We start from the raw sequence: 15,633 nt of genomic DNA on the forward strand, positions 1-15,633 counted from the left end.
TCCGGCCCGCCCGGCGCTCGAGGGCACCTTCGGGGCCCACCCCGGGCCACTCCCAGCCTTCCCGGCGCTCGAGGGCACGTTCCGGAGCCCACCCCGGCCACATCCAGCCCGCCCGGCGTTTGAGGGCATCCTTCAAGCCCGTCCGGCGATTGAGGACCGGGGCCCCGGGGGCGGAGCCCACGGTTTCGGGAAGGGGCGGCTAGGGGACAGGCCCGCCGCAGGCGCCACCCGCACCCCCCACCGCGTCAGGACGACGGCTTGCCCCGCCGCGCCAGCAACCACGGCTCCACGACACCCAGCCCCCGCACAGGCCGCTGCCACATCGGCTGCAGCCCGAAGCGGTACGTCGGCAGCGGCGGCTCCTCCTCCACCGGCCGGCCCTCCTTCTCGGCCAGCCGCGCCCGCTCGGCCGCAGCCGCGACCACCTCGGCCGCCTGGGCCTCGGAGGCGGGGGCGTCACCGGTCCGCGTCAGCTCCTGGGCGAACGCGCCGTCGACCAGCACGGCGTCCTTCGGCGCTATCGAGGTCAGCCGGCTGGCCAGATTCACCGTCGTCCCGAACACATCACCCATCCGGGTGGTGACCGTGCCGAACGCGATGCCCACCCGCAGGGCGGGCATCGTGGTGTCCTGCGCCATCGCCTCGACCAGCCGGAGCGCTATCTCGCCCGCCGTGCCCGCGTCGTCCGCGGCGAAGAGGACCTCGTCGCCCAGCGTCTTGATCAGCCGTCCGCCATGGGCGGCGACCAGGTCGGCGGAGGTCGTCTCGAAGGCCTCGACGAGCTCGCCGAGCTCCTCCTCCTCCAGCCGCCGGGTCAGCCGTGTGAAGCCGACCAGGTCGGCGAAGCCCACGGCGAGCCGGCGGTCGACCATCTCCTCGTCGTCCGCGGCCTGCACGACCCGGCCGGTGGCTGCGGCCAACTGGCGCCGCCACACGTACACGAGGAATTCCTGCAGCTCGGGCAGGAGCAGTTCGACCAGCGGATACGTGACCTCGGTACGGGTCATACCGGGCTCGGGGGGCTCGGTCAGCCCCTCCAGGAAGGAGTCGATCTGCCACTCCGCGAGCCGCGCGGTCGTCTGCCCGGTCGACCGGGCCACCTGGATCGCCATCGGCTCGCTGAGCAGCCCGGCCTCCACGAGGCCCGCCAGGCGCCGCAGCGCCAGCACGTCCGCCTCGGTGAGTGCCTTGGCCTGCCCGATGTCGGCGAAGCCCATGGCCCGCCAGAACCGGGACGCCAGGTCCATGGAGACCCCGGCGGTCCTGGCCGCCTGGAACGGCGTGTAGCGCCGGTCGGCCCCCAGGATCAGCTGTTCCAGCCGGATCGCGAGAGGGTCGTCGGTCGGTTCGGCCGTGTGGTCGACTTCGTGATGCGGTGTCGCGTGGACCGAGGATCCCGGCGGGGGCTCCGTGCCCGCGCCTGAGTTCGTGTCGTCGACGGTCACCGGCCGCCTCCTGCCCGTTCCCTGCGCACTGCCCTGCCGATCTGTCGCTGGATCGCCTCAACGATACGACAGGTGTGCCCCAGCTCACGTCCCCGGTTGCCCGGTTCGGGTGCGTCATGAGAGACATCGTCCGCAATCGCCCGTGCCGTCCGCGCCATGCGTACGCCGGCGCCGGCCCGGTTCAGGTCAGCCCGCCCTCCGCTCCACGCAGATGGACGATGTCACCGGCCGAAACCGGCTCCTGGAGCCCGTCCCCGGTGGCCAGCACCAGCCGCCCGTCGCCATCGATCGCGACGGCCTCGCCGACGACGGACCGGTCGCCGGGCAGTTCGGCCCGCACTGTGCGGTCCAGGGTCGCGCAGCCCGCCGCGTACGCGGCCTGGAGGCCGCTCTCGGCGGCGTCGCCGTTCGCTTCGCGCCACCGGCCGTACCACTCCTCCAGTGAGCGCAGGACGGCCCGCAGCAGCGTCTCCCGGTCGGTCGACACCGCCCCGGCGAGCGCCAGCGAACCCGCCTGGGGGGCGGGAAGCTCGGCCGCGCGCAGGGAGACGTTGAGCCCGATGCCGATGACGACGCCGTCCCCGGCCCGCTCGGCGAGGATGCCGCCGGTCTTGCGCTCCGCGCCGGCCGGGGTCCCGGCCTCCCCGGGGCGGGTGACGGAGCCCGTGGGAATGGTCACCAGGAGGTCGTTGGGCCATTTCAGTGCCATGTCGACGCCGGCCGACTGCGCGAGACCCGTCGCGGTCGCCACACCGGCGAGCAGCGGCAGCCAGCCCCAGCGCTCGGGGGGCACGTCACCGGGGGTCAGGTAGACCGAGAAGAACAGCCCCGACCGGGGCGGCGCCGTCCAGCTCCGGTCCAGCCGCCCGCGGCCCGCGGTCTGCTCCTCGGCGACCAGCACGGTGCCCTCGGCCAGTCCGGAGGCGGCCCGTGCCGCGAGATCGGAGTTGGTGGAGCCGGTCGTCCCGACGATGTCGAGCGAGGTCCACAGGCCGCCCGGTCTCAGCAGTCCGCGGCGCAGCGCGGCGGCGTTCAGGGGCGGTCTGTCGAGGTCCGACCAGCGGTTGTGTGGCGCATCCGGAGGTGTCATGCAACCCACATTAGGTGTGGGCAACGACGCACTGCCGAACCGTATGCGCGCCGATACGCTACGGATCAGTAGCTAACACCAGCCGACGAGCCGGTAGCCGTCGAGCACTTTTCGGTCCAGCACCTTTACTGGATGTACCAGCCGTCCCCGTGACCAGGCAGGGAGCCGCCACCCGATGTCCGAGCCGCAGAGCGACATCCACACGACCGCGGGCAAGATCGCGGATCTGCAGCGCCGTATTGACGAGGCCACGCACGCAGGTTCCGCTCGCGCCGTCGAAAAGCAGCACGCCAAGGGCAAGTTGACCGCCCGTGAGCGCGTCGAGCTCCTGCTCGACGAAGGCTCCTTCGTGGAGCTCGACGAATTCGCCCGGCACCGGTCGACGAACTTCGGCATCGAGAAGAACCGCCCCTACGGCGACGGTGTCGTCACCGGCTACGGCACCGTCGACGGCCGCCCCGTCTGCGTGTACTCGCAGGACTTCACGATCTTCGGAGGCTCGCTCGGCGAGGTCTACGGCGAGAAGATCGTGAAGGTCATGGACTTCGCGATGAAGACCGGCTGCCCGGTCATCGGCATCAACGACGGCGGCGGCGCCCGCATCCAGGAGGGCGTGGCCGCCCTCGGCCTGTTCGCCGAGATCTTCCGCCGCAACGTGCACGCCTCGGGTGTCGTCCCGCAGATCTCCCTGATCGTCGGACCGTGCGCCGGCGGCGCGGTCTACTCCCCCGCGATCACCGACTTCACGGTCATGGTCGACCAGACCTCGCACATGTTCATCACCGGACCCGACGTCATCAAGACCGTCACCGGCGAGGACGTCGGCTTCGAGGAACTGGGCGGCGCCCGCACCCACAACACCACCTCCGGTGTCGCCCACCACATGGCGGGCGACGAGAAGGACGCCATCGAGTACGTCAAGTCCCTGCTGTCCTACCTCCCGTCGAACAACCTCTCGGAGGCTCCGGCCTTCCCCGAGGAGGCCGACCTGGGGACCACGGACGAGGACCGCGAGCTCGACACCCTCATCCCGGACTCGGCGAACCAGCCCTACGACATGCACACCGCCATCGAGCACGTGCTCGACGAGGGCGAGTTCCTGGAGACCCAGGCCCTGTTCGCGCCGAACATCGTCACGGGCTTCGGCCGCATCGAGGGCTACCCCGTCGGCATCGTCGCCAACCAGCCGATGCAGTTCGCCGGCTGTCTGGACATCAACGCCAGCGAGAAGGCCGCACGCTTCGTCCGTACCTGCGACGCGTTCAACGTGCCGGTCCTGACCTTCGTGGACGTCCCCGGCTTCCTGCCCGGCGTCGACCAGGAGTACGGCGGCATCATCCGCCGCGGCGCCAAGCTGATCTACGCCTACGCCGAGGCGACCGTCCCGCTGATCACGGTCATCACCCGCAAGGCCTTCGGTGGCGCCTACGACGTCATGGGCTCCAAGCACCTGGGCGCCGACCTCAACCTGGCCTGGCCGACCGCACAGATCGCGGTCATGGGCGCGCAGGGCGCGGTCAACATCCTGCACCGCCGCACCATCGCCGCCGCCGACGACCCGGAGACCACCCGCGCCGAACTGATGGCCGACTACGAGGACGCCCTCCTCAACCCCTACGTCGCCGCCGAACGCGGCTACGTCGACGCCGTCATCATGCCCTCCGACACCCGCGCCCACCTCGTCAAGGGCCTGCGCCAGCTCCGCACCAAGCGCGAGTCGCTGCCCCCGAAGAAGCACGGAAACATCCCCCTCTAGGCACCGGGAGCCACCATGATCAAGGTCGTACGGGGCAATCCCACCCCGGAGGAACTGGCTGCCGCGCTGGCGGTCGTCCGGGCGCGTGCCGCTGCGGGTGCCGTGCTGCCGTCCGGCGATCCCATGCCGCCCGAGCAGTGGGCCGACCCGGGCCGTGTCGCGCGCGGCGGGGCGCTGCGGCCGGGCCCGCGGTCCTGGGCCCGGACGTACTGGCCCGTCTGACGGGAGCGCTGAGTCGCACGGTCGCGGCGCCTGAGTACGCGTACTCAGGCGCCGCAGCCGTCCCCGGGCCACCATCGGAACCATGCTGTGGTCCGACCCCGAGAACAAGCCGCCGAAGGAACTGCGCGACGCCCAGGACATGATGCGGCGCGCGGGGCTGCTGCTCGCCCTGGCCATGGTCGTCGCGATGTTCGTACTGGGCACCCGCTGAGTCCGCGTCACGAGGAACCCGGTCCGGGCTTCGGGGACCGAGCCCGCGTCACAGGGGCCGAGTGCGGGTCACGAGGGCGCCGGGGCCTTCTACGATGGCCGCTATGACTGATCAGCGCCGCCTCGTGCTCGCCTCCGCCTCCCCCGCCCGTCTCGGCCTGCTGCGCCAGGCGGGCTTCGCCCCCGAGGTGATCGTCAGCGGCGTGGACGAGGACGCGCTCTCGGCCCCGACACCGGCCGAGCTGGCGCTCGTGCTGGCCGAGGCCAAGGCCGCCGCCGTCGCGGCCCGCCCCGAAGCCTCCGGCGCGCTGGTCATCGGCTGCGACTCCGTCCTCGAGCTGGACGGCGAGGCGCTCGGCAAGCCCGCCGACGTCGAGGAGGCCACCGCACGCTGGAAGTCCATGCGCGGCCGTTCCGGGGTCCTGCAGACCGGGCACAGCGTGATCGACACGGCGACCGGCCGTACGGCGTCGGCGACCGCGTCCACCGTCGTCAGGTTCGGCGAGCCGACCGACGCCGAGGTGGCCGCCTACGTCGCTTCGGGCGAGCCGCTCCATGTCGCGGGCGCGTTCACCCTGGACGGCCGCTCGGCACCGTTCGTCGACTCGATCGAGGGCGACCACGGCAACGTCATCGGGCTCTCACTGCCCCTGCTGCGCCGGCTGCTCGGCGAACTCGGCATCTCCGTGACCGAGTTGTGGGTCTGAGCGGCCCCTGTTTCACGCCGGCGCGGGCGCCCCTTCTCCGGCGCCGCTCCCGCTGATGCCGGTCTCTCCGGCGCCGCTCCCGCTGATGCCGGTCTCCTTCTCGTCGCTGACCGGCTCACGGCGTCCGTACGCCACCAGGGTCAGCACGATCAGCCCCAGGACGACCATCATGAAAGCGAACGCGGTCCAGCCGACCAGTCCCACCACCACGGCGCCCAGCACACCGTGCACGACCGCGCACCCGATGAGGGCGATCCTTGCGATCCGGCCCGGCGCGCGGTCACGGATCCCGGCCAGCAGCGGGATCAGACCGCACGCCACCAGCAGGAGCCCGGAGAAGCCGCCCATCACCCATGTGCCGGTGGACATCACGTCCGGGTCCATGCCCGCCAGGGACATCTTCTGATTGTCGACGACCGTCGCGAGGATGCCGTTGATGAGCACGATGCCCGCGGCTTCCCCGAACAGAACGATCGCGGTTATGACGGCCACTGATCTACGCACCACGGCGCCCACCCCCTGTTACCTGTAGTACCTGCGATACAGCGCGGACCCTACTAACGGGTAATCCTTCGGACAAGGGGTCGCGCTGTCCTCGCGGCTCCTCGTACGTTCGGCAAAGATTCCTTCGGCCGTTCGTAGGGTGTCCACAAAGAAACACCACGTGGGGCTGACCGTACGGACAGAGACTTGGACCACACCTCGTGGCTACTGTGCGGTGAAGGATCGCGGCGTACCGTGGTGCGACAAGGGATTTCGCGACTCGAGCAAGCTTCGAATCACACTCCGTGTGGGCAAGTTCACCTTTGGGGACGGGTCGTACGGCCGTGTCGGTAGTCCCTAAACTCAGCTTGTTCTCAAGGAGGGAGTCATCGTGCGCAAGGTGCTCATCGCCAACCGTGGCGAAATCGCTGTCCGCGTTGCTCGGGCTTGCCAGGATGCCGGAATCGCGAGCGTAGCCGTCTACGCCGATCCGGACCGGGATGCTCTGCATGTCCGCGCGGCCGACGAGGCGTTCGCTCTGGGCGGTGACACCCCGGCCGCCAGCTACCTGGACATGGGCAAGGTCCTCCAGGCGGCCAAGGACTCCGGGGCCGACGCGATCCACCCCGGCTACGGCTTCCTCTCGGAGAACGCCGAGTTCGCCCAGGCCGTCCTGGACGCCGGCCTGACCTGGATCGGCCCGCCCCCGCAGGCCATCCGCGACCTCGGTGACAAGGTCGCCGCCCGGCACATCGCCCAGCGCGCCGGCGCCCCGCTGGTGGCCGGCACCCCCGACCCGGTCTCCGGGTCGGCCGAGGTCGTCGCGTTCGCCGAGCAGAACGGCCTGCCCGTCGCGATCAAGGCCGCCTTCGGCGGTGGCGGGCGCGGCCTGAAGGTCGCCCGCACCCTCGAAGAGATCCCGGAGCTCTACGACTCCGCGGTCCGCGAGGCCGTCGCCGCCTTCGGCCGCGGCGAGTGCTTCGTCGAGCGCTACCTCGACAAGCCCCGCCACGTGGAGACCCAGTGCCTGGCCGACTCCCACGGCAACGTGGTCGTCGTCTCCACCCGTGACTGCTCGCTGCAGCGCCGCCACCAGAAGCTGGTGGAGGAGGCCCCCGCACCGTTCCTCTCCGAGGCGCAGAACGCGGAGCTGTACGCCGCCTCCAAGGCGATCCTGAAGGAAGCCGGCTACGTCGGCGCGGGCACCGTGGAGTTCCTCGTCGGTGTCGACGGCACCATCTCCTTCCTCGAGGTCAACACCCGCCTCCAGGTCGAACACCCGGTCACCGAAGAGGTCACCGGCCTCGACCTCGTCCGGGAGATGTTCCGCATCGCCGACGGCGAGGAGCTCGGTTACGGCGACCCCGCCGTGCGCGGCCACTCCTTCGAGTTCCGTATCAACGGCGAGGACCCGGGCCGCGGCTTCCTGCCCGCCCCCGGCACGGTCACCACCTTCAACCCGCCCTCGGGTCCGGGTGTCCGCCTCGACGCGGGCGTCGAGTCCGGCAGCGTCATCGGCCCCGCATGGGACTCCCTGCTCGCCAAGCTCATCGTCACCGGTGCGACGCGTGAGCAGGCCCTGCAGCGCGCCGCCCGCGCACTGCGCGAGTTCACCGTCGAGGGCATGGCCACCGCCATCCCCTTCCACCGTGCCGTCGTCGCCGACCCGGCGTTCACCGCCGACCCGTTCCGCGTCCACACCCGCTGGATCGAGACGGAGTTCGTCAACACCATCCCCGCCTTCGCCGTCCCCGCGGACACCGAAGCGGACGAGGAGTCGGGCCGCGAGACCGTCGTCGTCGAGGTCGGCGGCAAGCGCCTCGAGGTCTCCCTGCCCTCCTCGCTCGGCATGAGCCTGGCCCGCACCGGCCTCGCCGCCGGCGCCAAGCCCAAGCGCCGCGCCGCGAAGAAGGCCGGCTCCGCCGCCTCCGGCGACACCCTCGCCTCGCCCATGCAGGGCACCATCGTCAAGGTCGCCGTCGAAGAGGGCCAGGAAGTCAAGGAAGGCGACCTCATCGTCGTCCTCGAAGCGATGAAGATGGAACAGCCCCTCAACGCGCACCGCTCCGGCACCGTCAAGGGCCTGTCGGCCGAGGTCGGCAGCTCCATCTCGTCCGGCGCCCCCATCTGCGAAATCAAGGACTGAGCGCTCTTCTCTCCCCGAGGGCCCGGCCGCTGTCGGTGATTTACGCGACAGCGACCGGGCCCTCGGTGGCATCCTGGACGCAGGGCGGAGACCAGGAGGACAGCGCGATGGCGATGAGCACGGCACGGACACCGGACCGGCCGATGCGCGCCGACGCGCGCCGCAACTACGAGCGGTTGGTCGGCGAGGCCCGCACGTCCTTCGCCGAGCACGGTACGGATGCCTCGCTCGAGGACATCGCCCGGCAGGCGGAGGTCGGCATCGGCACGCTGTACCGGCACTTCCCGAACCGGCACGCGCTGATGAACGCGGTGTTCCAGGAGGCCCTTGCCTCACTGGTCGCGCGCTCCCACGAGCTGACGGAGGCGGAACAGCCGTGCAGCGCGCTGGTGGAGTGGCTGGGCGCGATCGTCACCCATGCCGGTGAGTACCGCGGCCTGGCACAGGCGCTCATGTCGGCTTCGGGGGATGCGACTTCCGCTCTGGCGCAGTGCAATGTGCCCCTGCGTCAGGCGGGGGCGCGCCTGCTGGCGCGGGCCCAGGCGAGCGGTTCGGTGCGGGCAAATGTCTCGATCGACGATCTGCTGCAGTTGACGAACGCGATCGCGTTGGCGGCCGAGCAGACTCGGTCGGATCCGGGCCTGGCCGACCGCCTTCTGATGCTGACGCTCCAGGGCCTGAAGAGTGGGGCATCCGCACCTGGCCCACGGGCCGACTGAGAGACTGTCCCCCGGCCCCGGTTTCGGGTGGAGAGGAGCCGCCGTGCGCGGCCTCGCTACCGGCGCCGCAGGTCCGCCACCCGGGCACGCTCCCCCGACCCCTGCTCGGCCAGCGCCGCCGCGCTCCGCAACTGCGGTGGCCCCAGCCCCGAGTGGCCCCCCGGCTGGGTGCGGCGCTGGCCCGGGAGCGGCATGTCCCGCCTGGGCCGGTGGCCCGGACCGCTCTCACCGCCGGAGGACTCCGCGTCGGGTCCCGCGACCGTGATCTCCACGCCCTGGTCCGCCAGAGCCTGCAGCTCGGTGGCGGCACGCTCGTCGTGGACCGGTGGTTCGTCGGTCACCAGCCGGGTGATCAGCTCCGTGGGCACCGTCTGGAACATGGTGTCGGAGCCGAGCTTGGTGTGGTCCGCGAGGACCACCACCTCCGCCGCCGCCTGCACCAGCGCCCGGTCGACGCTCGCGGAGAGCATGTTGGACGTGGACAGCCCGCGCTCGGCGGTCAGCCCGCTCCCGGAGAGGAACGCGCGGGACACCCGCAGCCCCTGGAGGGACTGTTCGGCACCGCTGCCCACGAGCGCGTAGTTGCTCCCGCGCAGCGTGCCGCCGGTCATCACCACTTCCACCCGGTTGGCATGGGCCAACGCCTGGGCGACGAGCAGCGAGTTGGTGACCACGGTCAGACCGGGAACACGCGCGAGCCGGCGGGCCAGCTCCTGCGTGGTCGTTCCGGCGCCGACCACGATGGCCTCGCCTTCACCGACGAGGCCGGCAGCCAGGTCGGCAATGGCCGTCTTCTCCGCGGTGGAGAGATGGGATTTCTGCGGAAAGCCGGACTCCCGCGTAAAACCGCCCGGCAAAACCGCACCGCCGTGTCGGCGGTCGAGGAGTCCTTCTGCCTCCAGTGCCCGCACGTCCCGCCGTACGGTCACTTCGGAGGTCTGGACGACGCGGGCGAGCTCACGGAGCGATACCGCCCCGTTGGCGCGCACCATTTCGAGGATCAACTGACGACGTTCTGCAGCGAACACGGAACTGACAGTAACCTGGCCGTGGGTTGCTTTTCAGCAGTTTGCGCCGAATAAGAGAAGTTGTACATGCGTAGGGCCCCCTAGTGGTATAGGAGGCCCTGTTGTTGTTCTTGAGCTGTCCGGGAGGTGCCCGGGAGATGCACAAACGCCCTGTCAGGACGCCGGGGAGGGCCGGGGACCGCCGGTTCGCCGGCAGTCCTTCGGCTCCTGACTACGCCTCGCCCGCCCGCTTACGGGTGTGCAACTGCCGGGCCACTTCCGCGATCGATCCGGACAGGGACGGGTACACGGTGAACGCGTTCGCGATCTGTTCCACTGTCAGATTGTTGTCGACCGCGATCGAGATCGGATGAATCAGCTCGCTGGCCCTGGGCGCGACGACACAGCCGCCGACCACGATGCCGGTGCCGGGCCGGCAGAAGATCTTGACGAAGCCGTCCCGGATGCCCTGCATCTTGGCGCGCGGGTTGCGCAGCAGGGGCAGCTTCACGACGCGGGCGTCGATCTTGCCGGAGTCGACATCGGCCTGGCTGTATCCGACCGTGGCGATCTCGGGGTCGGTGAAGACGTTGGAGGAGACCGTCTTCAGGTCCAGGGGAGCCACCGCGTCCCCGAGGAAGTGGTACATCGCGATCCGGCCCTGCATCGCGGCGACGGAGGCCAGCGCGAAGATGCCGGTGACGTCGCCGGCCGCGTACACGCCGGGGGCGCTCGTGCGGGAGACGCGGTCGGTCCGGATGTGTCCGGACTCCTTCAGCAGGACCCCGGACTCCTCCAGGCCCATCCCCGCGGTGTTGGGGATCGCGCCGACGGCCATCAGGCAGTGCGTACCGGAGATGACGCGACCGTCGGCCAGCGTGACCTCGACGCGGTCTCCGACGCGCTTCGCGGACTGGGCCCGGGAGCGGGCCATGACGTTCATGCCGCGGCGCCGGAACACGTCCTCCAGGACGGCCGCGGCGTCCGGGTCCTCGCCCGGGAGAACCCGGTCGCGGGACGAGACGAGGGTGACGCGGGAGCCGAGCGCCTGGTAGGCGCCGGCGAACTCGGCGCCGGTCACACCGGAACCGACCACGATGAGCTCCTCGGGGAGCTCGTCCAGGTCGTAGACCTGGGTCCAGTTCAGGATGCGCTCGCCGTCGGGCAGGGCGTCCGGGATCTCCCGGGGGTGGGCACCCGTCGCGATCAGGACGGCGTCGGCGGTGAGGCGCTCCTCGGTGCCGTCGGCCGCGGTCACCACGACCTGGCGGGAGCCGTCGGCCGCCTGGAGGCCTTCGAGGCGGCCGCGGCCGCGCATGACCCTGGCGCCGGCGCGGGTGACGGAGGCGGTGATGTCGTGGGACTGGGCGAGCGCGAGGCGCTTGACCCGTCGGTTGACCTTGCCGAGGTCGACACCGACCACGCGCGCCGCCTGCTCTATGTGCGGCGTGTCGTCGGCGACGATGATGCCGAGTTCCTCGTACGAGGAGTCGAAGGTGGTCATCACCTCGGCCGTCGCGATCAGGGTCTTCGAAGGTACGCAGTCGGTGAGTACCGACGCGCCGCCGAGGCCGTCGCAGTCGACGACGGTCACCTCGGCGCCGAGCTGGGCGCCCACCAGTGCCGCCTCGTAGCCGCCGGGGCCACCGCCGATGATCACGATCCGGGTCACGAAAAGTCCGCCTCGCGTGGTGTCTTCCCGCGGCCGTCTGCCGCCCCGGCCGGGGGTCCGGGGGATCGCCCCGGGGAATGCAGTACGTAATTCATTGTCCCGCACGCGCCAAGGTGCTTCGCCCCGGGGCCCTCCATACGGGAACGGGGCCGATCGGGCCACGGCCTCCGGGCCCGATGACGCCACCCCGGACGACGCCCCGGCCGGGGGCTTCCTCACAGGAATCGGCACGCGCCCCGCCACCTCCCGTACCCTCGACCCCATGTCGCTCTACGCCGCGTACGCCGGCAACCTCGACGCGCGGCTGATGACGCGCCGCGCTCCGCATTCCCCGCTGCGCGGCACCGGCTGGCTCAACGGCTGGCGGCTGACGTTCGGCGGGGAGCAGATGGGCTGGGAGGGCGCGCTCGCCACGGTCGTGGAGGCGCCCCGTTCCCAGGTCTTCGTAGCGCTGTACGACCTGGCGCCGATGGACGAGGACTCCATGGACCGCTGGGAGGGTGTCGGCCTCGACATCTACCGGCGGATGCGGGTGCGCGTGCACACCCTGGACGGCGAGGAGCCGGCCTGGATGTACGTGCTGAACGGCTACGAGGGCGGGCTGCCGTCCGCCCGCTACCTGGGCGAGGTGGCCGACGCCGCCGAGTCCGCGGGCGCGCCGCACGACTATGTGATGGGCCTGCGCAAGCACCCCTGCTGAGCCCTCGCGGAACCCGTGCCGGTCCCCTGTCGGGCGGCGCCCCGGAGGACACTCCCGCACCGCTTTCGTACGAAAGTACGAGTACGACAGGCCAGACTCTGAACCTGCGCATCTACGCGCGTAGGGATTCACCGGTTACCCTCATCCGCGTGAACGCATCTGTTATTCCGGACCACATCCAGGGCGACCCCCACGTCGCCGCAGCCGACGCCGCCGCCCGCCTGCGCGAGCTCACCGGTGCCGAGACCCATGACGTCGCCCTCGTGATGGGCTCCGGGTGGGCCCCCGCCGGCGATGCGCTCGGCGCGCCGGAGGCCGAGTTCCCCGTGACCGCGCTGCCCGGGTTCCCGGCGCCCGCGGTGGAGGGGCACGGCGGCACGATCCGCTCGTACCGGATCGGTGAGAAGCGCGCCCTGGTCTTCCTCGGCCGCACGCACTACTACGAGGGCCGCGGCGTCGCCGCCGTCGCCCACGGCGTCCGTACGGCCGTCGCCGCGGGCTGCAAGACCATCGTCCTGACGAACGGCTGCGGCGGTCTCCGCGAGGGCATGCGCCCCGGACAGCCCGTGCTCATCAGCGACCACATCAACCTCACGGCGGCGTCGCCGATCATCGGCGCCAACTTCGTCGACCTGACCGACCTGTACTCGCCGCGGCTGCGCGCGCTGTGCAAGGAGATCGACGAGACGCTCGAAGAGGGCGTGTACGTGCAGTTCCCCGGCCCGCACTACGAGACTCCGGCCGAGATCAACATGGTGCGCGTGATGGGCGGCGACCTCGTCGGCATGTCCACCGTGCTGGAGGCCATCGCCGCACGTGAGGCGGGCGCGGAGGTGCTGGGGATCTCCCTGGTCACGAATCTGGCCGCCGGCCTGAGCGGTGAGCCCCTCAACCACGAAGAGGTCCTCCAGGCCGGCCGGGACTCCGCCGCCCGGATGGGTTCGCTGCTGGCCCGGGTCCTCGACCGGATCTGAGCAGAATCAGTTTCGCCGGCGTCCGGGGCGCGGTGGCCGGGGGCAGAGCCCCCGCAGCGCAGCGGCCCGCCCCGGCCCACACAACAGCACCGCAGAAAGGCGGACACCGTGCAGCAGGACCTCATCACGCAGGCCAGGACCTGGCTCGCCGAGGACCCGGACCCCGAGACCCGCGCGGAGCTCGCCGGACTCATCGACGCCGGGGACCTGGCCGCGCTCGCCGACCGCTTCGCGGGCACCCTGCAGTTCGGCACGGCCGGCCTGCGCGGTGAGCTCGGCGCGGGCCCGATGCGGATGAACCGGTCCGTCGTCATCCGCGCCGCCGCCGGCCTCGCCGCGTATCTGACGGCGCAGGGGCAGGCCGGAGGACTCGTCGTCATCGGCTACGACGCCCGCTACAAATCGGCCGACTTCGCCCGCGACACCGCGGCCGTGATGACCGGAGCGGGCCTGCGCGCCGCCGTGCTCCCCCGCCCGCTGCCCACCCCCGTCCTCGCGTACGCCATAAGGCATCTGGGCGCCGTGGCGGGCGTGGAGGTCACCGCCAGCCACAATCCGCCGCGCGACAACGGCTACAAGGTCTACCTCGGCGACGGCTCGCAGATCGTGCCGCCGGCGGACGCGGAGATCGCCGCCGCGATCGCGGCGGTCGGCCCGCTGGAAGCCGTGTCGCGCCCCGGGGCCGGCTGGCAGACCCTCGGCGACGAGGTCCTGGACGCCTACCTCGCCCGTACGGACACCGTCCTCGGTGCCGGCTCCCCCCGCACCGCGCGCACCGTCTACACGGCCCTGCACGGCGTCGGTACCTCCGTCCTCACGGCCGCCTTCGCACGAGCCGGTTTCCCCGCGCCCGTGCTCGTCGCCGAGCAGGCGGAGCCCGACCCGGCGTTCCCCACCGTGGCCTTCCCCAATCCGGAAGAGCCCGGTGCCATGGATCTCGCCTTCGCGACCGCGCGCCGTACGGATCCGGACATCATCATCGCCAACGACCCGGACGCCGACCGCTGCGCCGTCGCCGTGCCGGACGCGTCCACGGACGGCGGCTGGCGGATGCTGCGCGGCGACGAGGTGGGCGCGCTGCTGGCGGCACACCTGGTGGACCGGGGCGCCACGGGCGTGTTCGCCGAGTCGATCGTGTCCTCCTCGCTGCTGGGCCGGATCGCGGAGAAGGCCGGCCTCGGGTACGAGGAGACGCTGACGGGCTTCAAGTGGATCGCCCGCGTCGACGGCTTGCGCTACGGGTACGAGGAGGCGCTGGGCTACTGCGTGGACCCGGACGGGGTCCGCGACAAGGACGGCATCACCGCCGCGCTGCTGATCGCCGAACTCGCCTCCGTCCTGAAGGAGAAGGGCCGGACCCTCCTCGACCTGCTCGACGACCTCGCGCTCGCACACGGCCTGCACGCCACGGACCAGCTGTCGGTCCGGGTCGAGGACCTGACGGTCATCGCGGACGCCATGCGCCGCCTGCGGGAGAACCCCCCGACCGCGCTGGCCGGTCTCCCCGTCACCTCGGCCGAGGACCTGTCCCGGGGTACGGAGCAGCTGCCGCCCACGGACGGTCTGCGCTACCACCTGACGGGCGCGCGGGTCATCGTCCGCCCGAGCGGCACCGAGCCGAAGCTCAAGTGCTACCTGGAGGTCGTGGTGCCGGTCGCCTCGGCCGACGAGCTCCCCGCTGCCCGGGAACGGGCCACGGAGCTGCTCACCGGCATCAAGCGCGACCTGGCTGCCGCCGCCGGCATCTGAGGGGCGACGGGCCCCGCCTGCCGGCCGTGGCGGGCCGGGCCCGGCCGGGGCAGGCGGACGGCGACCGCCGGCACCGGTGGGGCTGACCGCGCGGGCCGCCTCAGGCGATCGCGAGCAGCACCACGAGCAGCACCGCACCGACGACGGCCGGGGCGATCACCTCGTACGCCCAGCGCACCGACGCCGTGGTCACGGCCTCCTCCTTGCGCCTGCCCGCCCGCTCGGCCAGCTCCCGCAGATCCCGGACCGACTGGTCGGCGGCGGCGGCGCGGGCCTGCATGTCGCGCACGTCGGCGTGCACGGAGGTCCGGCCGTACGGGTCGTCGTGCGCCTCCCGGGTCGCCTTCCGCGCCGCACGCTTGCGCTCGCGCAGCGATACGGGCACCGCCCACAGCTGGTACTTCCTGCCGTCCTGGGTGAACAGCTCGCTGGAGTACGAGGCCCGGACGTCGGAGACGTCGGTCCAGGGCAGCACGATCGTCCGGAACGGGTTGCGGATGCGGATCCGTTCCTCGTCGGCGAACACCGCGGGCCGCAGGGTGAACGCCACGATCAGCGGAATCAGGGTCAGCAGCGCGGCCAGTGCCTGCCACGGCACCCATCCGTGGCCCCGGACCACCGCGTCGCCGCCGATCCAGCCGACCAGCAGGATCAGCAGCGCGCCGCTGACCAGCCCGGCGACCGACCGGAAGGTCCGGTCGGCGTAGGCGGGCTCGGCGGGAGGTGTGGGGCTCGTCATGGTCCCGATTCTGC

General features: G+C 71.7%; 15 protein-coding genes. 9 read left to right on the forward strand and 6 right to left on the reverse strand.

Annotation, left to right across the window (positions count from 1 at the left end):
• Window positions 1-245: 245 nt before the first annotated feature.
• Together OG844_RS22405 and OG844_RS22410 are read right to left on the reverse strand one after the other, a co-directional pair.
• Window positions 246-1,445 carry an adenylate/guanylate cyclase domain-containing protein gene (locus OG844_RS22405; protein WP_406392591.1) on the reverse strand — a complete coding sequence of 400 codons (1,200 nt, stop codon included), beginning with the start codon at window positions 1,443-1,445 and terminating at the stop codon, window positions 246-248.
• Window positions 1,446-1,626: 181 nt separating this feature from the next.
• Entirely contained in the window at window positions 1,627-2,535 is a 909-nt protein-coding gene (locus OG844_RS22410) for a biotin--[acetyl-CoA-carboxylase] ligase (RefSeq protein WP_406392593.1), read from the reverse strand.
• Window positions 2,536-2,710: 175 nt separating this feature from the next.
• Between OG844_RS22410 and OG844_RS22415 the strand changes: the two genes are divergently transcribed.
• The 4 genes from OG844_RS22415 to OG844_RS22430 all read left to right on the forward strand — a co-directional run bounded on the left by OG844_RS22415 (window position 2,711) and on the right by OG844_RS22430 (window position 5,430).
• Window positions 2,711-4,291 carry an acyl-CoA carboxylase subunit beta gene (locus OG844_RS22415; RefSeq protein WP_406392594.1) on the forward strand — a complete coding sequence of 527 codons (1,581 nt, stop codon included), beginning with the start codon at window positions 2,711-2,713 and terminating at the stop codon, window positions 4,289-4,291.
• A gap of 15 nt (window positions 4,292-4,306) precedes the next feature.
• Window positions 4,307-4,513, forward strand: coding sequence for an acyl-CoA carboxylase epsilon subunit (locus tag OG844_RS22420; RefSeq protein WP_406392595.1), 207 nt, complete (start codon window positions 4,307-4,309; stop codon window positions 4,511-4,513).
• A gap of 82 nt (window positions 4,514-4,595) precedes the next feature.
• Window positions 4,596-4,724 carry a morphogenic membrane protein MmpB gene (mmpB, locus tag OG844_RS22425; protein ID WP_099174806.1) on the forward strand — a complete coding sequence of 43 codons (129 nt, stop codon included), beginning with the start codon at window positions 4,596-4,598 and terminating at the stop codon, window positions 4,722-4,724.
• 94 nt (window positions 4,725-4,818) lie between these two features.
• A complete protein-coding gene (locus OG844_RS22430; RefSeq protein WP_406392597.1) occupies window positions 4,819-5,430 on the forward strand; it encodes a nucleoside triphosphate pyrophosphatase in 612 nt (203 codons plus the stop codon).
• 12 nt (window positions 5,431-5,442) lie between these two features.
• Here OG844_RS22430 and OG844_RS22435 read toward each other — a convergent pair whose 3' ends face one another.
• Window positions 5,443-5,937, reverse strand: a complete 495-nt coding sequence (locus tag OG844_RS22435) for a hypothetical protein (protein WP_406392598.1) — start codon at window positions 5,935-5,937, stop codon at window positions 5,443-5,445.
• 367 nt (window positions 5,938-6,304) lie between these two features.
• On the opposite strand from OG844_RS22435, the gene OG844_RS22440 reads away from it, so the two are divergent.
• Window positions 6,305-8,059, forward strand: coding sequence for an acetyl/propionyl/methylcrotonyl-CoA carboxylase subunit alpha (locus OG844_RS22440; RefSeq protein ID WP_406392599.1), 1,755 nt, complete (start codon window positions 6,305-6,307; stop codon window positions 8,057-8,059).
• A gap of 143 nt (window positions 8,060-8,202) precedes the next feature.
• The gene (locus OG844_RS22445) at window positions 8,203-8,778 is read left to right on the forward strand and encodes a TetR/AcrR family transcriptional regulator (RefSeq protein WP_406392601.1); all 576 of its coding nucleotides are present in this window, start codon (window positions 8,203-8,205) and stop codon (window positions 8,776-8,778) included.
• A 56-nt stretch (window positions 8,779-8,834) separates the two neighbouring features.
• Here OG844_RS22445 and OG844_RS22450 read toward each other — a convergent pair whose 3' ends face one another.
• Window positions 8,835-9,806 (reverse strand): DeoR/GlpR family DNA-binding transcription regulator, encoded by a 972-nt coding sequence (locus tag OG844_RS22450; RefSeq protein WP_351179801.1) that lies wholly within the window; start codon window positions 9,804-9,806, stop codon window positions 8,835-8,837.
• Between the two features lie 211 nt (window positions 9,807-10,017).
• The gene (locus OG844_RS22455; RefSeq protein ID WP_384604235.1) at window positions 10,018-11,457 is read right to left on the reverse strand and encodes an NAD(P)H-quinone dehydrogenase; all 1,440 of its coding nucleotides are present in this window, start codon (window positions 11,455-11,457) and stop codon (window positions 10,018-10,020) included.
• A gap of 262 nt (window positions 11,458-11,719) precedes the next feature.
• On the opposite strand from OG844_RS22455, the gene OG844_RS22460 reads away from it, so the two are divergent.
• From OG844_RS22460 to OG844_RS22470, 3 genes are all read left to right on the forward strand, one after another.
• Window positions 11,720-12,157 carry a gamma-glutamylcyclotransferase gene (locus OG844_RS22460; protein ID WP_307125293.1) on the forward strand — a complete coding sequence of 146 codons (438 nt, stop codon included), beginning with the start codon at window positions 11,720-11,722 and terminating at the stop codon, window positions 12,155-12,157.
• Window positions 12,158-12,306: 149 nt separating this feature from the next.
• Window positions 12,307-13,131, forward strand: a complete 825-nt coding sequence (locus tag OG844_RS22465; RefSeq protein ID WP_329208018.1) for a purine-nucleoside phosphorylase — start codon at window positions 12,307-12,309, stop codon at window positions 13,129-13,131.
• A 108-nt stretch (window positions 13,132-13,239) separates the two neighbouring features.
• Entirely contained in the window at window positions 13,240-14,880 is a 1,641-nt protein-coding gene (locus OG844_RS22470) for a phospho-sugar mutase (RefSeq protein ID WP_406392602.1), read from the forward strand.
• Window positions 14,881-14,980: 100 nt separating this feature from the next.
• On the opposite strand, the gene OG844_RS22475 is transcribed toward OG844_RS22470, so the two are convergent.
• Window positions 14,981-15,619, reverse strand: a complete 639-nt coding sequence (locus OG844_RS22475) for a PH domain-containing protein (RefSeq protein ID WP_406392603.1) — start codon at window positions 15,617-15,619, stop codon at window positions 14,981-14,983.
• Between the last annotated feature and the right edge of the window lie 14 nt (window positions 15,620-15,633).

The organism is Streptomyces sp. NBC_00887, assembly GCF_045207585.1.